Below are 21,870 nucleotides of genomic sequence, written 5' to 3'. Positions count from 1 at the left end.
CGAATAGGGTTTTAGATAAACCGCCGCAGCACCTTTTTCCCATCATACGAGAACAAGGCTCTTTTTTCTTCAACCACAGTCTGCAAATGTACGGTCCGGCCCCATAAAGAGTAGATATGCGGCAGTGTGCGCTCCAGGTATTTCAGGTCCAGCTCAATACTTTCATAGCGATGTTCGATGAACAGCTCTCCGTTGCGCTCATAATCGGCATCCTTGACCATCAGGTAAGGGGAGCCGCCGTTCACCCGGGCCAAGACCAGCTGGTCGCGTACATTTTCCCAGGCCTTATCGGTGATCTTCCATTCCGGTCCTTTTTTCTCGAAGACGTAGAGGTCGAGGTCGTTCACCAGCTCCTTGGACAGATAGCTGCGGATAAAAGAGGTATCTGAATCCAGCTCCCGCACCTCGAAGATTTTGTCCCTGTCCCAGCGGCGTTCGATGTCCTCGAAGATTTTCAGGCCCAGGTAATACGGATTCAGGCTCTGGCGTGAAGGCTGCACCACAGAGGAGTTCAGCTTGGCGTACTCCACGGTTTCTTCAGAAGTCAGATCCAGCTCGCGCATAATCCGCTGATGCCAATACGAAGCCCAGCCTTCGTTCATAATCTTTGTCTCCATCTGCGGCCAGAAGTAGAGCATTTCGTCATGCAGCATGGTCATGATGTCTCGTTGCCAATCCTCAAGCACAGTGGAATACTGCTGGATGAACCAGACGATGTCCTTCTCTGGCTCGGGGGGGAAGGTGCGTCTCCCGGCAGATTCCGGTTCTTGGGGAGGGCTAAGCTTTTCTTCCAGATTCCATAGCTCGCTGTAGGGAGAGTCCGGCTGTTTGCTTCCCGGCGGCGAATCCTTGCGTGCCTTCATTTTGGCTTCCAGCAGATGCGTTTTGCCAAGGTTGCGGGGCTGAATCAGGCTTGGGTCGATATGCTCCTGGATGGCCAGCACGGAATCAATGAAGCCCTCCACAGCCTCGGTGCCGTAAGTGACCGAATAATCGGCGATCCGGTCCGCAGTGGCCGACATACTTTCGACCATGTTGCGATTGGATATGGAGAAGCGGACATTATTTTTGAAGAAATCGCAGTGGGCCAGCACATGCGCCACAATCAGCTTGTTCTGAATCAGGGAGTTTCCGTCAAGCAGAAACGCGTAACAGGGGTTGGAATTAATGACGAGTTCGTATATTTTACTTAGCCCGAAATCGTATTGGGACTTCATTTTATGAAAAGTTTTGCCGAAACTCCAGTGCCCAAAGCGGGTCGGCATCCCGTAGGCCCCAAAGGTATAAATAATATCAGCGGGACATATCTCATAACGCATCGGATAGAAATCCAGACCGAAGCCGGAGGCAATTTCAGTAATCTCAGCAATTGACCGCTCAAGGGCGCTAATTTCCTCACCGGGCATGAACCCATCTCTCCTTCCTACTCCTAAGGCGCCGCGTGCAGGCAGCACTTAATGAAAGTACCGCTTGCTTCAAGCCGGAGCCGTTCTTCTTATGTATATGGAGGGAGAGGGGGGAGTATGACGGGAGGCGCTGATGGAAAGGGGTTACTGTATTTCGGGCCATGTTTACCGCTTGAAGACAGCACTAGTCAACAACATCTGATTTTTGTGTTGTTCTATAAGTATTTTGCCGATAAAGAACTAGGATGCACTACTGGGGGAACTTTCTGCTAATCAGGCTGGGGAGCGACCATTTCGGTACATACACATTATTGAGTTAAGAGGAGTATAGAATGCTAATCAGCATAATATTACTTATTGCGAGCGCTGCTCTGGGAATTTGGATTCGTCATTTAGTCGTGGGGGTTGTTTTGTCTTTGTTTGGAGGAGGTTGGTTCAGAGAAGCCCATTATGATTATGATATTGCTGTTTTTAACGCAGTTATTTTACTCTTCATTGCTTTGTTCTATTTCTTGTTTGCAAAACATCTGATAGAAGAAAAAAAGGAACCGCTGCTCACGCTTTGTTTCTCCATTAGTGTGATTTTTTTCTTCACAGCACATTGGTTATTGGGCTGAAGTCCAGTTTGGCGAACTCTTCCACGCTGTCACTGTATGTGGAGATTCCATCTCTACGATCCTTCGGAGCTTGCTGAAGTTGAGAAAGAACACCTTTATCTTTAAAAATTATTGAAGTCATTCTATTCTTCTGTTCATAGTAAGATTAGGTATCTCCAAATCAATCTTTTTCTTTTCTCGAATACATAACAAGCCCCGCCAAATCCAGTACAATATTAGCCTTCATTAACAGATCTAACCCAAGTAGCCCATTTATGGCAAGCTTCTCGTGAAGAGATCCAACATCCAGCTTATAATTTTCAATATTAAAGTTGCCTAACTGAATTGAATCAAATGTTTTGCGAAAGCAGCTTTCTTCACCACCGATACCGAACGCAGTGACAATTTCATCTCCAGTCTCAAAGTAAACGCCAATATCTGCTACAGCATCAGCGGATAACAGGGTGTGAGACGCCCCTGTATCTATGACAAGTTTGTCTATAGTCAGAGGTTGTCCTTTGTATTTCAAGGTTAGGGACGTTTGCAGCAGTCCATCGACGTATTCAATTTTCATGTTGTACGACTCCCCGCAAACCACGAAGTGTACGAATCTCAACCTTCAGTTCTTCGTTTGCGGTGTGGGACACGATCACGCCATCCTTAGATTGTAACAGTTCTTTCGTCGCTTCTTTCGGGTCTTGAATGGCACGGATTAGTGCGACTTCATCAACAAACCTGGTGTTACCTTTGGTATGTGACGCGAGAATTTGCAGCTTGACGTATTGATCGGGATATATCTTACGAACTTCTTCCCATTGCATGGCTGGCACCTCCAATTGGGTTTGTCCTTTTATTGTATCAGATTACTGGCCATAAAAAAGCTCTCCATAAACGATAGATATCGTTCTTGGAGAGCCTATGTGCCCGCCCCCGCCCTAATACTCCACTGTTGGAGGGTTCACCTTATCAATAACGACCAGACCGTCGAACTGCTCTTTTGGAACAAACTTCATTGCCATGGGAACAATAACTTCCCGGGTAAGCCCGTCTTCGCCCGCATATACCGGTTTGAACATCCAGCTGTTGCCCGAATTTACTGCGGTATGTCTGGAGAGGTCTACGAAGGTGCGGGAGTATCCGCTTTGCAGGATTCGCGCTTCTAGTGTTCCTTTCGGCATTGGACCGATGGGGAATTCCTTCAGGGTTGAAATAGCGGCTGCTTTACCTCTGTTCATATAAAAACCCATCACATACATCTTGTCCTTCAGTCTCTGATGCAGCAGCTCACCCATGCTGGTAAAGCTGTTCTGCCATTTTCCTTGCTCCCATATACGTATTTTTGAAGTGTTTTTAGCCAAATGTTCATTGTGGGCCCAGAGGATTATTTTTTTGCCGGGATATCTGACCTTCATCAGCCATTCCACATGTTCAGCCATGATCCGGTCGCGGAATTCATAAAATTCCTGCGTATCTATGATCTGACCCTGCTGTAAATAATGAATCCGGTCCTCTAATCCCTTCAATATCGTCTCGGTCATATAGGGGTCCTGAGGATAAGCTGCGTCAAACAGTTCCCGCCGTTCACGAATGTACTGGATGTATTCCTTGTAGGTGGGAACAACTTGTTCGATGATCTGTTTGAGCTTCTGTTGATATCCCCGGTCCATCTTTTGTTCCAGGCCGTACTGTTCCCTCAGGCTGTAATACGATTGCATGGCTTCACTGTCAAAATCCATAAAAGCTTTTGCGTAGGGAATGTTCACTTTGGAGATAAAGCTGCGGACAGCAATCGTGAGTATCTGTGAGGTGTACTGCATGTCGTATCCAGCCAGCTGCAAGGGGGCGCTAGTCTGGCGCGTTTTTTTGATATAGTTGAACAGCTCCAGAGTCTCCTTAGATTTCCAGACATCGAATATGGAATTATACATCATTGTTGCGGCGTCTACCTCATCGGCAACGTTGTTGACCATAGCAGCTTCTCCCAGGCCCGATTCAAAAGCGATGACTTCAAACCCCAGCTCTTCATGCAAATATTTGACCAGTCTGGTCTTCAGGCTGGCATATTCGCCTACGCGGTGGAAATTTTCGCCGAGGCTGACGACAGTTTTACCTGCCAGGAGCGGCTTTAAAAAGGCCAGATCCTTGTAGTCTTCACTCGTGAGCGATTTGATTTCATGGGCATAAGGCATTGCATTCGTGGCGGCTTGCGCAGTTGAAGCCGGACTCAGACACAGGGAAGAGAGCACAAGGGCGGACAAGGCGGTGAGCATCCTTTGTGTGTATTTTCTGCTGAATATCATATGTATTCCTCCATTACAAAAATATGGGTTGCAGATTCATCATAAGGAATTCTTTGCCACCCTTGCTATGGATTTAGATGAACGATAGCTTACATTTGCGTTAAGGATATGTTCGCATGCAAAGGATACATAGTGCAATGTGCTTTATAGCAAAAGCCGTTCTTCCATGTAAAAGGAGGGAGAGGGAAAGCAGGCGGGGAAGGGGCTACAAGATAGCCCCATTGCTGCTCAATATATGCCGTAGCTGCCCGGTATCTACCTCAGCCGTGGAAGTTCCCGAAGCGCAAGCCAGCGCCGCCGCCGTACCGGCTGCTTCGCCGGTGGCCATACAGCTGGGGGTCAGGCGGGTGGTGGCCAGGGCTTCATGCGTCGTGGAAATGCAGCGTCCCGCGGCGAGCAGATTGGTGAAATTCCGGGCCACCAGACAGCGGTAGGGAATGTCATATGCTCCATCATTGTCAATGAAGGCAGACATCACGCCCTTGCCGGACGGATCATGCAGGTCGACAGGATAACCGCTGCGGGCAATACCGTCCGCAAAACGGCGGCCCGCCACCACATCTTTGAGGGTCAGCTTATACAATCCTTCAATCCGGCGGGATTCGCGAATGCCGATCTGAGCGCCGACCGAAGAGATTGAGGCCTGTGCAAAACCTGGAACACGTTCCCGCAGAAAGTCAGCCATCAACAGCACCTGCTTGCGGCCTTCCTCCTCCGCCTTGGTTAAATCTTCAACATCGGTAGCATCATAACCTTGCACCCTCGTACAGTTGACCAGCACTTCATCCGCCTCCGGTCCCGTGAAGAATAGCACCTGGTCCCGGTTAATCGGCGCATTTCCCGCATTCCATTCCTCATAAAAGCCGGATACGCCAGTCAGGGGGATATGTTCCAACTCAGCAAAAGGGGTTTTGGAGTAAAAGTTGCCGGGGTTCTTCAGCATCGCCCGCCGGATCGCTTCGAGATCCACCCCGCGCATCCGGAATTTCATTGTCATCGGCTGGGTCAGCCGGTCTTCTTCGCGTCCTTGAAGTGTGGGCGCTCCAGCCAGAAACGCCAGATCTGCATCGCCCGTCGCATCGACAAATACGTCACCCCCGACTTCGAACCGCCCCGATTTCCCTGTCAGCGCAAGTGATCTGACTGCCCCGTCCAAGCTGCTCACGCCATCGACAAAGCTATGGGCGAGCAGCTTAACACCCGCTTCCCGGAGCATATCGACGGCCAGAACTTTATAGATCTCGGCATGATAGGGGGTGACCGTATGGACGAAACCGACGGTGTCCCGCAGATGTCCCGGTGAGCCTCCCCGCTCCATTAACCTTTCGACAATCTCTTGGGCGATGCCGCCAATAACCCGTTCACCTGTTTCGGTATGAAAGGTCATCCAGGGGTACACCGCAGCGGCAGTGGACATTCCGCCCACGAATCCGTACCGTTCAATCAGTATGACTTTGGCACCTAGGCGTCCAGCGGCAACTGCAGCGGCGATACCAGCCGGGCCTGCCCCGGCAATGACTACATCAGCTTGCATTTTGTCTTTCATCATAAGTCCCCCTTGGTAGCATTGTCCTATCTATTGAAGCTATTCCTTTAATCCCGTCATCGACACCCCTTCAATAAACTGCTTCTGGGCGAAGAAGAACACAATCAGCAGCGGAAGCGTAGCCATGACCGAAGCGCTCATGAGCAGATGCCAGGAGGTCCCGGACTCGTTGGTGAACATGGACAGGGCCAGCGGCAAGGTCATCAGTTCACGGTCATTGATGAATATCAGCGGGTCAAAGAAATCGTTCCAGCTCGTCAAAAAGGTGAAAATAACCAACGTCGCTATGGCCGGCTTCGCAAGCGGAAGCATAATCGTAAGGTAGATGCGCATCCGGGAGCAGCCGTCAATCATGGCCGCTTCCTCCAGCTCTTTGGGGATACTCAAGAAAAATTGCCGCATTACGAATACTCCGAATACACCACCCGCTCCGAAGATGGGCAGCACGATCAGCGGAAGATGTGTATTAATCCAGCCGATGTCTCGCATAAACAGGAACATGGGAATGGCGATGACTTCATTGGGGATCATCATGGTGCTCAGCAGCATTAGAAAGACAAGGTTTCCGCCCCGGAAGGGGATACGCGCAAAGGCGTAGCCTGCAAGGGAAGCGAAAAAGACTGTACCTGCTGTTACCAAAGCGGCAATGTACACACTGTTCCAGTAAAAGAGATGAAACGGCATGCTCGTAATGACATCCGAATAGTTCGCCCAACGTATGGGTGAAGGAAGGAGCCGGGGCGGGAAAACGAAGATATCGGCCGGCTCCTTAAGGGAAGTGGACAACATCCAGACAAACGGAATCAACATGATAACGGAAACGGCCATGAGCACCGTATAATGCGGCAAATTGGCGGCCCCGCCCCGCAGCCGTTTCGCGGATAGATTAGCTCTCATGCAGAACCCACCTTTTTCTCAGCTGCCACTGGACAAGGGTCAGCAGCAGGATAATGATGAACAACACATAAGCAAGCGCTGAAGCATAGCCGAACTCAAACAGCTTGAACGCTTTTTCCCATATGGTATAGACCAGAACCTTTGTGCTTCCGGAAGGTCCGCCCTGGGTCATAACATAGATTTGCCCGAAGACCTTCAGAGAGCCGATAATGGTCATGATAACCGTCAGAAAAATCGTTGGTGTAATCATGGGGATGGTAATGGTAAAGAAGGTTCTGATTCTGCCAGCCCCGTCAATCCGGGCCGCTTCGTATAATTGCACTGGAACCTGCTGCAGCGCCGCGATAAACAGCACCATATTTAGGCCGACATTCTTCAGCAGGCTGGTTACAATAACAACGGGCATTGCCAGTCGGGTATCATACAGCCAGGAGGGGCCCGTCAAGCCGATCAGTTGCAGCAGCTGATTGATAAAACCGGAGTCGGTAGCGAACATATACTTCCATACGATGGACCAGACCACCAGTGAAGTCATGACCGGGATGAAAATAATCGTGCGGAACAACCCGGCTCCTTTAATATTTCGGGCCAGCAGTACAGCCAGCAGCAGCGCCAGGATAATATTCAGCGGGACGAGTCCTGCAGCAAAATATAACGTGTTGCCGAGTACTGTCCAAAATTCCTGGTCGGAGATGATAGAGGTGTAATTATCCAGGCCGACGAAATGTGCCTGCCCGAGCAGCGGCCAATCCGTCAGACTCATATAAAGGGCCATACCCAGCGGTACCAATAACAACAGGATAAAGCCAAGTACCAGAGGGGATATAAACAGCCAGCCTGTCAAATGATCACCCCGGGAATGTCTGCTTGCCTTTTTTTTGCTGCGCCGCCTTGCCATTCCAGTTTCCAAGCGTTCCATTGAGCTCATATTGAAGTCCTCCAAACAACATACTGGATTCTAAAAGAGTTAGAGCCGGTCCATTGCATTGCGCAAACTTGCCACGCTGCGGCGGATACTCTCTTCGCCTTTGCCTGTAACTATAGCGCCTATCAGCAGAACCTTAATCCCGCAGTCGGCCAGAGCGGGGATATCTTCCCCGGTAATGTTGCGTTGGGATGGGACGATGACCGGCACCCCCGAATGGCGGACCAGTTGGCGGTATTTCAGCAGATCGGCAAAACTGAGGGGGCTGCCATATTCGCTGCCGGGGACAATTGATGCTTCTAATGCCGAGATGCCAAAGCTGCGGCAATCTTCAATTAATGACGTATCAAACTCCGAATCGATGGCGAACGTTCTGGCCAGACCCGGTACACGCAGCAGGAAGGAGGGCATATGAAAGGCATAAATGGAGAAGAAGTCGATTCCGGTTTCCGGCAGCAGCCGTGCCTCTACGGCGGAAATCTCCTGAAGCGATCCTCCCGGCACAATGCCGAGGGGACCGTCAAATAAGGAGCGGATCTCGCGAAAAGGATCTTGATACTGGCTGAGAGGCCCAAAATGATTGCCGCTGGCCCGGTGGCTGACGTTAATATGTACCTTCAGTCCGTCGGCCCCTTCGGCCAGAGCGGCAGCGGCCAATTTAACATTATTTTCAGGGAGGCTGACGAACAATTGCAGCTTTTCCCGGTTCAACGCTACATGCAGACGGTTCAATAGGTTCACCTTCCTATTCGGCAAGCAGCGGATCAACCTTGCGCTTTACCGTTTCCTGGATTTGAGCGGGCTCTGCCTTCTGCCCGAACAGTTCATCGAATCCGGACAGGATCTCCGTATCGATATTCTGCCATTTGATATGACCCGGTTGGACGATTGCTTTCGGCATTTCGTCGATGACCGCCTGCTTGATATGTTCCGGATCCGGATTCCCCTCTACGTTAAGGAACTCAGCGGAGTCGAGGACGGACTTGCGCGGCGGTACAAAAAATGCCGATGTTTTCTGTATGCCCTCCTTGCCGGAGAGGAATTTCAGCAGTAATTTGGCTTCTTCAGGGTGTTTGCCATCTTTGAACAGTACGTACCCGGCTTGCCCCATCATCGGAACGCTTCCTTCAGAGCCTGAAGGCATGGGGGCTATGCTCCATTTGAAATTCTGAATCTCCCGGGCTTTTGAGACAAAACTGTAGTTATCAAAGATCATGCCGATCTGGCCAGACTCAAAGTTCACCTGTTCGCCCGCTTTTGGATGCGATTTGTCGACAAACATCATTTGATCCAGCATTTCCATAGTCTCTACACCGTAGGGGTCGTTCCAGGTGTATTCGGTCATATCGTCATTGAATGGACTGCTTCCATTGGACCAGGAGTAGGAGGCAAGGATAATCCAGGTCTTCCAGTCGCGGAAGAAGTTTGCCCCGTATACATTGGCGGAGCTGGCCTTGTCTTTAATCGCCTTGGCTGAGGCTACGAATTCCGCCCATGTCCATTTGCCCTGCCGGGCAAGCTCGTTCGGGGAGGTTAGTCCGGACTGTTCAAACAGATCAGCATTGTAGAATACAACGCTGGGCGGCGTGGAGAAGGGCAGACCGTACAATTTCCCGTCCCGGCGGAAAAGCTCAAGTGTGGAGGGGATGATATCCGCGCTGTCAAAAGAAGTGTCTTTCTCAATTTCCGAGATATCCTCCAATATTCCATTTTCCATGAATTGGGGCACCATACGTTCCGAGATCCAGGCAATGTCCGGCAGCTCCCGCCCGGCGGCCAGCACCGACATCTTTTGCTGATAATCAGCAAACGGAATGGAATCAATTTGTATCCGGATATTCGGATGTTGTGCCGTAAACTCGTCAGTCAGGTTTTGATACAATTCCAACTGTGCCGGATTCCCCCAGGTTGCGAATTTGAGGACAATTTCTTCCGCATCTTTTTTGATGCTTCCGGCGGTATTGGTTTCCCCGCCCCCGCAAGCTGTCAATCCGGCGGTCAAGGTTAACGCCAATAGACTGGTCCACCATTTTTTCATACCGGGTTGCCTCCTTCAATTTCCAGTAGTATGTAGTTCATGAGTTAATTATAGTGACATGAATGCCGACTAAAAATCACTTATCGTTTAGAAAAGGTACGATATTTTTAGGTTATAAGTAAAAAAAGCCAAAAAAAAGATGACAGTAACATGTACTGTCACTTTACTTTACGAAAATTCGTGATCTCTGTAAGAACTTGGAGTCAATCCGGTATGTTGTTTGAACACCAGCATGAAATGCTTGGGGCTCTGATAACCCGACAGTCTGGCGACATCATAAATCTTGAGTCCGGTTGTCCTCAGCAAACGGCAGGCCTCCCGAATCCTCATCTCGGCGATATAATCGGAAAGATTGATGCCTTCTGTCTGTTTAAACAGTTGACTAAGATAAGAAGAATTTAAATGAACCCGTTCCGACAACGTTTGTAACCGCAAATCTTCGCCAGGATGCGCTTGGATATAGGCTTTAAGCTTGTGGATTAACCTCCGCCCTTCACTGTCGTTCGGTGTGCCTGTTTCGGTTGTGTTGCCGGCCGATGGAGCGTCAGTCTGTTCTTCACCCGGGTGCAAAGCCAGACGGATTTTATTCAGTGAGGTCATAAATGCCTTGCGGTCAACCGGTTTGAGCAAATAATCGGTTACTCCCTGTTGGAGCGCCTTCTGGGCATACCCGAAATCACCGTACCCGCTGACAATGATCACCGGAAGGGTTTCATACTGCGAGCGCAGCTTCTCGACCATCTGCAGTCCGTCCATTTCCCGCATCCTGATATCCGTAATAATGGCGTCAACTACATTGTGATTCAGGTATTCAAGCGCCTCCCGCCCGTGATGTGCTTCCTTGACGACCCTGAAGTCGGGAGCGCCTCTACTGATCAAATCGAGTATGCCTTTGCGGATCACCTCTTCATCCTCAACTATCATAATACGTATCATAAAGGACCTCCTTGTCTTTTAATGGAATGGTGAGTGTGAATGACATTCCCTGTCCGGGGCTTCCGTCCACGTGAAGATCGTATTCGGAGCCGAAAATGAGTGTGAGGCGCTGCTGTATGTTTCTCAGCGCAACTCCGTGCCCCTGATACTCCGTGCCTCCAATAGATATCCGTGTCACAGTCCCGTTAAGGGAGTGCCGCAATGAATCCAGGTCCATCTCGGACATGCCCCGTCCGTCGTCTCTGACGGTCAACAGCATATGGTCATAGAAACGGACAGCAGAAATCCAGATCGTGCCCCCTTGTTCGCTGTCGTTTATCCCGTGGACAATCGCATTTTCAATCAGCGGCTGAAGCACCAGCTTGGGCACCGGGTTCAATTCCAGCCCTTCTTCAATATCGAATACTGTCCTGAGCCGCGGGCCAAGACGCATTTCTTGAATCCGCACATAAGATTCGGCCGCTTGCAGTTCCTGGCCAAGCGGGATCAAAGTACCGTCCTGCTGCACTGCATTGCGGATCAGGCGCCCCAAGGAAGTGACCATGTCCGACACATCATCATTATTTCTCTGCCTGGCGAGCATGCTGATAGATTCCAGCGTATTGTAGATGAAGTGGGGGTTGATCTGGCTTTGCAATGCGGCCAGCTCTGCTTCCTTTTCCTTCAGGCCGAGCATGTAGACCTCATGGACGAGCCTGTCAATTTCTTCCACCATACGGTTGAAGCCGCTGCTAAGCCTGCCAAGCTCGTCACCGGAGACAACGGGCACGCTCTGTTTGAAATTCCCCAGCTCGACCAGCCGCATCTTTTTCATCAGCAAGCCGAGTGGGCGGGTTAGACGGTAAGAAAAGTAAGCCGCCAGCCCGCTTCCCAGTGCCAGAGAGATCAACCCGATCCCTACCGTGAAATTACGCAGTTCCCTGATTTCTTTCAGCAAGGAGACAACGGGAATGTAGCTGATTATACTGATATCCGAATAGGCCGAATAATCGGATATGATCAGATACTCTTTTCCGTTAATGCGCAGGCGGTGCACGGCGGTTTCGGCATCCGCTCTGAGGGAACCGGCAGCGTCAAGAAGCTGGCGTGTCTCCTCACTGCTGCTATTCGCTGTAGACTTCTCATAAAAGAGTTCGTGCCCGCTATTTTGTACGACCAGACTGCCTTGATCCTCAAATTTTGCATTGTTTATAATCTGTCCGAACAACGTTTGTTTCAGATCGATTTTGACAACACCCAGAGTTCGATTGGTATTGGGTTCGCGAATCAGCCGTGACACGGAGAAATAGACCCGGGCGTCTTCCAGATAATAGGAAGGATGATGAGGGGGGATCAGCACCCAGGCACCGTCGGCTTCCTTTACCCTGGAGTACCAAGACTGTTCCTCTACATCAGAAAAAGCACTAATGGCGCTGGGCGCTTTACTGGAAAAGGTATAACCATTCCCTGCGAATATCTGAATGCTGTCAATTTCCGGACGGTCAAAGGTCATGCTGGCGATATAAAGCTGCAGATTGGAGCGCTCATCCACTGAAGGCTGCTTTTTGGAGGATTCGCTCCCGCTATATTTACGCAGAATGTTCAGAACATTGGAGTCGTACAGGGGCATAAGGGTGAGCCGCTGCATCTCCATCAGTGTCCGGTCAAGGTTGGCATTCATTTGTTCGACCAATTGTGCTGAATAATCAGCTGTTCGCTGCTCTGTGGAACGGGAAAAATCAACATAGGTCGCTATGCCTTGCAGGCTAAGAGGGATGAATATCAGCAGCAGAAAGATCAGAAGTGTTTTGGAGCGGAGACTCCAGGGTTTGCGGTGCTTATTGGATTTGTTCATAGCATCCTCCCTTCGGCCGGTCAAGGTGTGAAGTGCAGATTGGCTTTTTGCAGCTGCAGGCAGACTATTATTTTGACTTATTATACACTGATTGTTTATGGTTTGAAGACTGAACTTTGGCTTGGGACGGATACACAGGTTAAACGATTATTGTTATACTTCATCTATGAGACATAGAGTTTAAGCAAAACAGGAGGCTGGCATCATGCAGGAACGTATATTGCTGATCGAGGATGACGAGGCCATCAGCGAGATGGTGAGGTCTTATTTGGTTAAAGAGGGCTATGAGGTCGAGACGGCATTTGACGGGGAAGCGGCCGAAAGCGTCTTTCGGCTGAAGTCGTTTGATCTGGTGCTGCTGGATCTGATGCTGCCCAAACGGAGCGGGACGGATATTCTGCAGACCATCCGGGCCAGGAGTCTGGTTCCGGTGCTGATTATGTCCGCCAAGGACAGCGATGTGGACAAGGCGCTGGGTCTGGGCTTCGGAGCGGATGACTATATTACCAAGCCGTTCTCGATGATCGAGCTGGCGGCTCGGGTGAAGGCGGCGATCCGCAGGGCGGGTTATGCCGCGGCAGGCACCCCAAGAGAGGAGATGTCTCTTCCGGCGAGTCAGAGGATTACCTTGCGCGGATTGACTGTCGATCTTGATAATTTCTCGGCGTTGAAGAACGGAGAGGAAGTGAAGCTGACGGCCAAGGAATTTCATATTCTGAAGCTGTTTGTCACCCATCCGGGCCGCGTATTCACCAAAGCGCAAATTTATGCCAGTGTGTGGGCGGATGACTATTATGGCGACGAGAACGTAATTAACGTACATATGAGAAGACTGCGGGAAAAAATTGAAGATGATCCCTCCCACCCCGAATATATCAAAACCCTATGGGGTATCGGTTACAAGCTGGAAGAGGTGCAGTGATGATTACGCTTGCTGTCATGCTCATTGTGCTGCTCCTGCTGGTCATCTTGTGGCAGCGTAGACTTATTGTCAACCACAACCGTCAGGTGAAGTACGTTCATGAGAAGCTGAACAACATCCTGGATGAGGGCACTCACGAAAGGCTGCTGTTGTTCAGCAGCAACAGGGAGCTGCAAATCCTGCTGACTGACCTGAACCGTCTGCTTGATGCGAATCACAAAGGGGCCGCCGAACGGGCCAAACTCGACAAGTCGATGCGCAATATGCTGGCGAATGTGTCCCATGATCTAAAGACCCCCCTAACAGTAGTACTGGGATATATCGAGACACTTTTACATGATGAAGACATGCCGGCAGCGGAGCGCGAGCGTATGCTGCGGACCATTCATCAGAAGGCGAATGAAGTCATCAGCCTGATGAATACCTTTTTTGACCTAGCGAAGCTGGAGTCCGGGGACAGCAATATCCCCCTTGCACGGGTAGAGCTGGGAGAAGTCTGCCGCCGGAACATTCTTTCGTTCTATGATCTCCTTAACGCCAAAGGGAGCGAGGTGCAGATAGACCTGCCGGACGAAGCTCTGTACCTGATGGGGAATGAAGAGGCGCTGGACCGGATTCTCAACAACCTGCTCTCCAATGCCATCGCCTATGGCGGAGCGGGAGGGATTCTTGGCCTGAAGCTGTACAGTGACGAAGATAAATTATATATCGAAGTCTGGGACCGGGGAAAAGGCATTGCCGAAGCCCACCAGGACAAGGTTTTTGAGCGGCTGTATACGCTGGAGGATTCACGGAACCGGGTTTATCAGGGCAGTGGACTGGGACTGACCATTACCAAAAGGCTGGCGGAGCAGATGGACGGAACTATCTCACTGTCCAGTAAACCGTATGTATACACGGCATTTACGGTGGCTTTTCCCAGGCTGCGCTTTTAGGGGAGCTGCGTGAGAGGGAGCAACTTAAGATTTTCGTAAGAAACCGGTAATAAAAAAGAACAATCCGCTGTGTACAATAAGAGACAAGGAAGACAACAACAACCAAAGGGGACAGCGGATATGACCACGATACTCCAGACACGGAATTTGACGAAGATTTATCAGGGCAAAGAAGCCGTTAACAATGTCAACATGAATATCAGACAAGGGGAGATTTACGGTTTCCTGGGCCCGAACGGTGCGGGCAAAACCACGGTAATGAGGATGATTACCAACCTGGTTAAGCCGACGAGCGGCGAGATTGAATTTTTCGGGGAGATCATGACGCCCCGCTCTTATGAAATGCTGAAGCGGATGGGTTGCATCATTGAATATCCGGTATTCTATGACAGACTGACCGCCAAAGAGAATCTGACCCTGCACGGCGAGTATATGGGTTATTATGACAGGCAGGCTATCGATGATGCACTTAAGCTGGTGAAGCTGACCGGGATTGACAATAAGCCGGTGAAACAGTTCTCGCTGGGGATGAAGCAACGTCTGGGCATCGCCCGGGCGGTGATGACCAAACCTGAGCTGTTGATCCTGGATGAGCCGATTAACGGGCTGGACCCGGTAGGCATCAAGGAGTTGCGCGAAATTTTCCGCATGCTTAGCCATGAATATGGAATGACGCTGCTGATTTCCAGCCACATTCTGGGCGAAATTGAGCAGATTGCAGATACAATTGGCGTAATCCGGGATGGCTTGCTGGTAGAGGAAGTCGCGATGGATTCCATCCGCGGCCAGAATACGGAATATATCGAGCTGGTGACAAGCGAGAGCAACAGGGCGCTTTACGTGCTTGAGCATAAGCTGAAATTAACCAACTTCAAGCTGGTGGATCCGCGGACGATCCGGATCTATGATGAGGGCCTTTCCCAGCGGGACTTGAATAAGACCCTGGTGATGGAAGATATTGAGCTGGAAAGCCTCAGCAAAAAAAATCATACGCTCGAAGAACATTTCTTGAACCTGATAGGGGGTGAAGGCGTTGCTTAAGCTGATATCTCTGGAGATTCGCAAACATAAGCTGGGCGGTATGCTTAAAGGTGCAGTGATTACCAGCTTCGCTCTTCTGGCGTTTATGGTGCTGATCCTGTTTGTGGAGGCAAAGGAGGGTGAGGCCTTCACCTCCTATTCTGAAATGTTTGAAATCTTATTCGTTCTCCTCAAAGCAGCCTTTATTGTCTTTGCAGCTGTATTGCTGAGCAGGATCGTCATTGACGAATACAAAAACAATACGATCTCCCTGTTGTTCATGTACCCGATTGAACGGAAGAAACTGATGGCAGCCAAATTGATTATCGTCTTTGGGTTCACGCTGGCCGCAATTATTGTTTCGGATGTGGTGCTGGGACTTATACTGATCGCCATTAATGAGACTTGGCATCTTGTTCCGGGAACCTTGACCTTGTCCATGGTGACTACAGAGCTGGTCAAGTTGGGTGCAGGGGCGCTATACGCGGCCGGTATCAGCCTGATCCCGCTATTCTTCGGGATGCGCAAGAAGTCCGTTCCAACTACCATTGTCTCCGCGATACTGGTAGTTAGCCTGATTACCTCCGGCTTCAATGATACGTTTCGTCTGGGGAATTTCACGGCAGTCTCCGTATTCCTGGGCTTCTTTGGAATAGTTATAGCCTACTTCTCTCTGCGTAATATTGAAACTGAAGATATTGCCTAAACAGGCAGTTTAACAACAAAAGCAAGAAGCCGGTTCTCGGAAGGATGAGGGCGGGCTTCTTGCTTTTTTTCGGATACGAAGCTGAGTTATTTTGTTATAATAGAACATAAATCTATCTTTAAGGATAGGCAGGGTGAAGGGCAGGCTCGAAAGGGTGTAGGCTGTGGATAAGGATCAGAATGTGGTACTAAAGCAAATGATTTCGGAAGATGGGGCATATAAGTCATTGTATGAGAATCACCCTGATTCCATTTACATAATGGATGTGCAGGGCAGGTATGTTGGGGCAAACCGGTCTGCTCTGGAAATTACCGGTTATACCTATGAAGAGATGAACAAGCTTGCGGATGAAGCCTGGTCCCAGGAGAGCGCTGTCCTCCGTAAGCATTATTTGTTACAGGCGCTGCAGGGGGAATCGCCGCGTTTTGAGATGGACTTTATTCATAAGAATGGCGGAATCCGGCGCAGTATCGTTACATATGTACCTATTAAGGCCGATGGGGAGATTGTAGGCATTTTTGGCATTGCGGTGGATATTACCGACAAAGTCACCAGTCTCGAGCATCTTAAGGAGCTTAACAATCGCCACAGCCTGATTCTGAACTCCGTATCGGAAGGGATCTTTGGTCTGGATGCCGGCGGGCGGACCATCTTTATGAATCCGGCGGCCATGGACATGCTGGGCACCTGCCCGGAGCAATTCAGCGGGATTCGCAGCCTGATGAATCTCCAGCATACCCGTGCGGATGGATCACATTATGCGGCCATGGAATCCCCTATCAGCCGGACGATGGCAGACGGAGTCCCCCGGAGCATGGAAGAGGAGATCTTTTGGCGCAAGGACGGGACAAGCTTTCTGGTGAACTACCGGGTAGCTCCTATTATGGATCAAGGCAGAATTGAAGGCGCAGTGGTCTTCTTCAGTGACATCACCAATGAGCGGGAGGTTCTCCGGGCCAAAGAATCGGCTGAGAGGGCAGCACTTGCCAAGGCGGATTTCCTGGCGATGATGAGTCATGAAATCCGTACCCCGATGAACGGTATGATCGGCATGGCGGATCTGCTGCTGGAGACTGAGCTTAATGAGGACCAGCGCAGCTACGCCGAGATTCTGCACAGCAGCAGTCATAACCTGCTGCAGATTCTGAATGATATCCTTGATTTCAGCAAGATCGAAGCAGGAAAAATGTCGCTCCAGACCGAGGCCTGCGATCTGCGGGAACTGGTGGGCGGAGTGATTGATCTGTTCACGCCCAAAGCGCAAGAGAAACAGCTGGCGCTGCGTTGGTGGGCGGATACCAGCGTGCCCGAATCGCTGACGGCGGACCCGAACCGGCTGCGTCAGATTCTCGTCAATCTGGTGGGCAACGCTCTGAAATTTACGGAGCGGGGCAGCATTACCTTGTCCGTCAAGAACATTTCGCTCCCCTATTCGCAGAGCAATCTGCTGGAATTCTCCGTGCGGGATACAGGGATTGGCATAGCTTGCAGCAAGCAGAATTTGTTGTTCCAGTCCTTCTCGCAGCTGCATCCGTCAATCAATCGCAAATATGGCGGAACGGGGCTGGGATTGGCCATCTGCAAGCAGCTTGTTGAGCTGATGGGCGGGACGATTTTTGTGGAAAGCGAAGAAGGGGAGGGCTCGACCTTCCGTTTCCTGCTCCCTTTTCAAGAAGGAACAGAGTGTCAGGAGCAGGCTGGTCCATAAACAAGAAACCTCCGGGTTCATTGCACGGGCAATGGCCGGAGGTTTCTTAAGGTGTTTAGTCCTGGGTCATATACATAAGTCCAACAGTGTGAGGGCCACAGTGGCTGCCGATGACACAGCCGGCATGGATAATGGCAATCTCCTGAATGCCCGTGGTAGCTCTTAGCGCTGCCTGCAGGTATGCCGCGTCTTCCTCTGCCAGGGAGTGAGCGATGATCAGCAGCTCCTGATCCATGCGGGCCAGGTTTTGGGAGGCATTATGCAGCATTTGCTCGACGGCTTTTTCCTTTTTGCCGCGGACTTTACTGACCGGCACAATCTTGCCATCCATAAGCCGCAGCACCGGGCGGATCTTGAGCAGGCTGCCGATGAAATTCTGCATGCCCGAACAACGTCCCCCCATATATAAGTAATCCAGTGTATCCACGACAAACTCGGTTTCCACCCGGGTTCTTGCCGACTTCACCATTGCGGCGATATCTGCAGCGCTCTGTCCTTTGGCAGCGGCCTTCGCCGCTTTCATGACCAGCAAGGCGATGCCTCCGCAAAGTGTTTCGGAATCTACCACATGTATCCGGCCAGCAGGATATTCTTCGGCCGCCAGCAGCACATTCTGATAGGTAGAGGACAGGGAGGAAGACAAGCTGATATAGACAATATCGTCTCCGCTCTCAATGACCGGGTTGAAGGCGGCCATGAAGTCAGCCGGTGAAGGCGCAGCTGTCTTGGGCAGCGCACCTTTGGCGGCCACCCGGCGGTAGATCTCTTCCGGTGTAATCTCCACCCCATCCTTAAACGTTCCATCCTCAAAAACTACATATAGCGGTACGATGCCAATATCATAGGAATCCTTCCAGTCCTGAGGCAAGTCGGAAGTACTGTCTGTAAAAATCTTTACATTGGGCATGAAATTATCCTTCACCCTTCTAAGAATAGTAATAGTGCATGTAAGTGATTCAATAAGCTATCCGTATAGTCTGTTCATTATACCAAGTCTTCTCCTATTCTCAAAATAGAAAATAGACAAAGAGACTATCCGCCCGGATAGTCTCTTCAATAAGGAAAATATAAAATTTTTGAAAGTTAAGCTGGCTCTACCTCAAAATAGGCGGTTGACAGACTTAACGGACTGGAGAAACGTTATTTCGCGCAATCAGCTCATTTTTCTGGTCAAACGGACTCAGGAGCCGCTATATGATCCATTGACCCTCGTTTTGGGCTAGAGATCATAGAATAAGAGCACCTGTGTCCGTATAAAAGGACAACACCCTTCGTTGCCTCAAATAAGATCCCCGGAGTCCGCTTCCTTGCACAACCGGTCCCGGTGGCGAGTGGTTGTCGGGACCAAGTCAATCGCTGATTATGGATTTGAGCCGTTAAGCTTTCTTCTTAATTGGAATCCACACTTCGCTGCGATAGTCATCGGCATGGGTGTCGCCAAGTGAATACAACTCCAGTTCCGGCCCGCCGGCATGTTCATAATCCGTTTCAGGGAACCATTCCTGGAAGATCCGCTGCCACAAGCCCTGAATGGCATCCGGCATGGGACCAACCGAGGTAAAGACCGCCCAGTCGGCGGCAGGGATAACCGCAGTTTCATACTCCTGGGTATCGGCATCAGGCTGGGCTTCTACAGCGACCCAGTAGGAGAACTGCTCGCCCGCATGGTCCATGTCCAGACATACCCCGAGGATGTCCTTGCCGCCGCCGATCTGTATCAGTTGGTCGGCGGTGCCGTCGGTATTCACCCGATCCCAGAATTTAGGGATTTCGCGTATATTCTCCCCGTCTTTGGTGGTCACACGAACCGACTTGCCGACAATGGTGAAGCTGTCCTTCTGCACAATTCTGTATTCCATTTCTTTATCTCCCTTCAAAGATAGGTGGAAGGAGAGGCGCGGGAAGGCTTTGAGAGGTACGCCTTTATCACGGGCTGCAGAAGGAGACACGCCATGCAGCTTGCGAAACGCTTTGGAAAAGGATTCAGGCGAATCGTATCCATACTTTAGCGCCAGATCCAGCACTTTGACGTTTGACAAGCATAACTCCTGTGCAGCCAGTGATAATCTTCGCTTGCGGATATACTCGGCGACCGCCACACCGGTCAGCAAGAGGAACATGCGTTGAAAATGAAAGGGGGAAGAATACGCTACTTTGGCGATTTCATCCATATTCAGGGGTTCTTCCAACCTGCTCTCGATATAATCCATAGCATTTTTCATCCGCATCAGCCATTCCAAGTTCTCCATCTCCTTATCCATCCATACTATCATGCCGCAGCTTGCTGATCCTGTTCATCCGTGCGCTCTGAGGACAGGTGCAAGGAAAACATTGTCAGGCAATAGTATAACGTAAAAGGAGAGAGGTTGTCAGGTATTCAGGCGGTACACACCGGCTTCATAAGGCCGCAAAATACCGTGTGCCCCAGCTTCCTCAGGATAGTTGCCGATCACAAGCTCCTTTATCTCCTGCAATTCTGCGGGAAGATCGACCGGCTGCGGCACATCGCTGAAATTCAGCAGCACCAGCCAGCGCTCCTCTGCAAGCGTACGGGTATAGGCGTAGATGTATTCATGGTCAGGCAGCAGGAGGTTGTATTCGCCATACACCATGACCGGGTTCTTTTTGCGCAGCTTTATCAGCCGCTGATAGTAATAGAATACGGAATCCGGATCAGCCAGCGCCTGCTCCACATTGATCTCGCGGTAATTCGGGTTAAGCTTCAGCCAAGGCGTTCCCGCCGTAAACCCCGCATTCTCAGAAGCATCCCACTGCATAGGCGTTCTTGCATTGTCGCGTCCTTTGGTATGAATGGCTTGCAGAATGGTCTCATGATCGGCCCCGCCTCCGGTAACCTTGTCACGGTACATATTGAGGGTCTCGATATCCTGATAATCCTCCAGGACCGGGAATTTAACATTGGTCATGCCAATTTCTTCGCCTTGATAAATGTAAGGGGTACCCTTGAGCGTGTGCAGAAGGGTACCCAGCATGGTGGCGGACTGGACGCGGTATTCGCCGTCATTGCCGAAGCGGGAGACCATCCGCGGCTGATCGTGGTTGTTCAAATACAGGCTGTTCCAGCCCTGCTCCGCGAGGCCCGCCTGCCATTTGTGAAGAATGGCGCGGAGCTGCTTGAGGTTCCAGGGCGCAATATCCCACTTGCCTGCGGGTCCGGAATCGATATCCATGTGCTCAAACTGAAAGACCATCTGCAGCTCGTTCCGGTCTTCCGCCGTATACTTGATGGCATCTTCCACCGTGACACCCGGGGTCTCGCCGACAGTCATAATATTATATTTGGACAATACCTTAGCGTTCATTTCCTGCAAAAACTCATGGACTCTCGGTCCATTCATGTAGTATTCGCCGCCGCCGGCCAACTCTCCTGGAGCCAGATCTTCATGCTGGACGGAGGGCAGGCCTTCGACCTTGGAGATCATATTAATGACATCCATCCGCAGGCCGTCAACCCCTTTGTCGAGCCAGAAGGTCATCATCTTGTAAAGCGCATCCCGCAGCCGCGGATTCTCCCAATTCAGATCCGGCTGTTTGCGCGAAAATAAGTGCAGATAATACTCGCCGGTAGCCTCGTCCAGCTCCCAGGCCGGACCGCTGAAGATGGAGCTCCAGTTGTTGGGCCGTTCACCGTTTTCTCCGCCCGGGCGCCAAATATAATAATCGCGGTAGGGGTTATCTTTGGAGGAGCGGGATTCGACAAACCAGGCATGCTCGTCCGACGAATGGTTAATTACAAGATCCATCATCAGCTTGATTCCCCGGGCGTGCAGACCGGCCAGGAGCTCCTCCCAGTCCTGAAGCGTACCGAACTCGTCCATAATATCTTCATAGTCGCTGATATCATAACCGTTGTCGTCATTGGGGGATTTGTATACCGGCGACAGCCAGACCACATCGATCCCCAGCTTCTCCAAATAATCGAGACGGGAGATTATCCCCTGCAGGTCCCCGATGCCATCTCCGTTGCTGTCCTGGAAGCTGCGCGGATAGATTTGGTAGACGACGGCTTCCTTCCAAAAAGCTCGTTTCAAACTCATGCTCATTCGCTCCTTTGCAGAATAAAATGAGGCCCCCGCAGCA

Annotated in this window: 20 protein-coding genes; 6 read left to right on the top strand and 14 right to left on the bottom strand. The window is 50.7% G+C overall.

Going from position 1 to position 21,870, the window contains the following annotated elements:
• Positions 1–11: 11 nt before the first annotated feature.
• A complete protein-coding gene (locus IEY53_RS09135) occupies positions 12–1,406 on the bottom strand; it encodes a SpoVR family protein (protein WP_189024117.1) in 1,395 nt (464 codons plus the stop codon).
• Positions 1,407–1,738: 332 nt separating this feature from the next.
• On the opposite strand from IEY53_RS09135, the gene IEY53_RS09130 reads away from it, so the two are divergent.
• Entirely contained in the window at positions 1,739–2,023 is a 285-nt protein-coding gene (locus IEY53_RS09130; RefSeq protein WP_189024115.1) for a hypothetical protein, read from the top strand.
• Positions 2,024–2,183: 160 nt separating this feature from the next.
• Here IEY53_RS09130 and IEY53_RS09125 read toward each other — a convergent pair whose 3' ends face one another.
• The 10 genes from IEY53_RS09125 to IEY53_RS09080 all read right to left on the bottom strand — a co-directional run bounded on the left by IEY53_RS09125 (position 2,184) and on the right by IEY53_RS09080 (position 12,478).
• Positions 2,184–2,576 carry a retropepsin-like aspartic protease gene (locus IEY53_RS09125; RefSeq protein ID WP_189024104.1) on the bottom strand — a complete coding sequence of 131 codons (393 nt, stop codon included), beginning with the start codon at positions 2,574–2,576 and terminating at the stop codon, positions 2,184–2,186.
• On the bottom strand, positions 2,566–2,823 hold the full coding sequence (locus tag IEY53_RS09120; RefSeq protein WP_189024102.1) for a hypothetical protein: 258 nt from the start codon (positions 2,821–2,823) through the stop codon (positions 2,566–2,568). The genes IEY53_RS09125 and IEY53_RS09120 overlap by 11 nt, the downstream gene beginning before the upstream one ends.
• Before the next feature lie 114 nt (positions 2,824–2,937).
• Positions 2,938–4,302 (bottom strand): erythromycin esterase family protein, encoded by a 1,365-nt coding sequence (locus IEY53_RS09115; RefSeq protein ID WP_189024100.1) that lies wholly within the window; start codon positions 4,300–4,302, stop codon positions 2,938–2,940.
• 205 nt (positions 4,303–4,507) lie between these two features.
• Positions 4,508–5,848, bottom strand: a complete 1,341-nt coding sequence (locus IEY53_RS09110; protein WP_189024098.1) for an FAD-dependent oxidoreductase — start codon at positions 5,846–5,848, stop codon at positions 4,508–4,510.
• A gap of 39 nt (positions 5,849–5,887) precedes the next feature.
• Positions 5,888–6,745, bottom strand: coding sequence for a carbohydrate ABC transporter permease (locus tag IEY53_RS09105; protein ID WP_189024097.1), 858 nt, complete (start codon positions 6,743–6,745; stop codon positions 5,888–5,890).
• Positions 6,735–7,673 carry a carbohydrate ABC transporter permease gene (locus IEY53_RS09100; protein WP_189024095.1) on the bottom strand — a complete coding sequence of 313 codons (939 nt, stop codon included), beginning with the start codon at positions 7,671–7,673 and terminating at the stop codon, positions 6,735–6,737. The genes IEY53_RS09105 and IEY53_RS09100 overlap by 11 nt, the downstream gene beginning before the upstream one ends.
• 39 nt (positions 7,674–7,712) lie before the next feature.
• Positions 7,713–8,411, bottom strand: coding sequence for a hypothetical protein (locus IEY53_RS09095; protein WP_229696057.1), 699 nt, complete (start codon positions 8,409–8,411; stop codon positions 7,713–7,715).
• A gap of 4 nt (positions 8,412–8,415) precedes the next feature.
• Positions 8,416–9,708 carry an ABC transporter substrate-binding protein gene (locus IEY53_RS09090; protein WP_189024093.1) on the bottom strand — a complete coding sequence of 431 codons (1,293 nt, stop codon included), beginning with the start codon at positions 9,706–9,708 and terminating at the stop codon, positions 8,416–8,418.
• 168 nt (positions 9,709–9,876) lie between these two features.
• Positions 9,877–10,644: a response regulator transcription factor gene (locus IEY53_RS09085; protein WP_189024092.1), complete on the bottom strand. Its 768-nt coding sequence runs from the start codon at positions 10,642–10,644 to the stop codon at positions 9,877–9,879.
• The gene (locus IEY53_RS09080; protein WP_189024091.1) at positions 10,622–12,478 is read right to left on the bottom strand and encodes a sensor histidine kinase; all 1,857 of its coding nucleotides are present in this window, start codon (positions 12,476–12,478) and stop codon (positions 10,622–10,624) included. Before IEY53_RS09080 ends, IEY53_RS09085 begins: the two co-directional genes overlap by 23 nt.
• A gap of 205 nt (positions 12,479–12,683) precedes the next feature.
• Here IEY53_RS09080 and IEY53_RS09075 point away from each other — a divergent pair, with 205 nt between their 5' ends.
• The 5 genes from IEY53_RS09075 to IEY53_RS09055 all read left to right on the top strand — a co-directional run bounded on the left by IEY53_RS09075 (position 12,684) and on the right by IEY53_RS09055 (position 17,769).
• Positions 12,684–13,400 (top strand): response regulator transcription factor, encoded by a 717-nt coding sequence (locus IEY53_RS09075; RefSeq protein ID WP_308424213.1) that lies wholly within the window; start codon positions 12,684–12,686, stop codon positions 13,398–13,400.
• Positions 13,400–14,335, top strand: coding sequence for a sensor histidine kinase (locus IEY53_RS09070; RefSeq protein ID WP_189024090.1), 936 nt, complete (start codon positions 13,400–13,402; stop codon positions 14,333–14,335). The genes IEY53_RS09075 and IEY53_RS09070 overlap by 1 nt, the downstream gene beginning before the upstream one ends.
• Positions 14,336–14,455: 120 nt before the next feature.
• A complete protein-coding gene (locus IEY53_RS09065) occupies positions 14,456–15,376 on the top strand; it encodes an ABC transporter ATP-binding protein (protein ID WP_189024089.1) in 921 nt (306 codons plus the stop codon).
• Positions 15,369–16,061 carry an ABC transporter permease gene (locus IEY53_RS09060; RefSeq protein ID WP_189024087.1) on the top strand — a complete coding sequence of 231 codons (693 nt, stop codon included), beginning with the start codon at positions 15,369–15,371 and terminating at the stop codon, positions 16,059–16,061. The genes IEY53_RS09065 and IEY53_RS09060 overlap by 8 nt, the downstream gene beginning before the upstream one ends.
• A gap of 163 nt (positions 16,062–16,224) precedes the next feature.
• Positions 16,225–17,769 carry a PAS domain-containing hybrid sensor histidine kinase/response regulator gene (locus IEY53_RS09055; RefSeq protein WP_189024085.1) on the top strand — a complete coding sequence of 515 codons (1,545 nt, stop codon included), beginning with the start codon at positions 16,225–16,227 and terminating at the stop codon, positions 17,767–17,769.
• Between the two features lie 55 nt (positions 17,770–17,824).
• Here IEY53_RS09055 and IEY53_RS09050 read toward each other — a convergent pair whose 3' ends face one another.
• The 3 genes from IEY53_RS09050 to IEY53_RS09040 form a co-directional block, all read right to left on the bottom strand.
• The gene (locus IEY53_RS09050) at positions 17,825–18,676 is read right to left on the bottom strand and encodes a DegV family protein (protein ID WP_189024083.1); all 852 of its coding nucleotides are present in this window, start codon (positions 18,674–18,676) and stop codon (positions 17,825–17,827) included.
• Between the two features lie 469 nt (positions 18,677–19,145).
• Entirely contained in the window at positions 19,146–20,030 is an 885-nt protein-coding gene (locus tag IEY53_RS09045; protein ID WP_229696056.1) for an AraC family transcriptional regulator, read from the bottom strand.
• Positions 20,031–20,138: 108 nt separating this feature from the next.
• Complete coding sequence (locus IEY53_RS09040; RefSeq protein ID WP_189024328.1) at positions 20,139–21,821, bottom strand: glycoside hydrolase family 13 protein; 1,683 nt, start codon at positions 21,819–21,821, stop codon at positions 20,139–20,141.
• Positions 21,822–21,870 lie beyond the last annotated feature (49 nt).

It is taken from the genome of Paenibacillus albidus (assembly GCF_014644435.1).
Classification (GTDB): domain Bacteria; phylum Bacillota; class Bacilli; order Paenibacillales; family Paenibacillaceae; genus Paenibacillus_AQ; species Paenibacillus_AQ albidus.
This window is presented reverse-complemented; position numbering and strand designations above follow the sequence as displayed.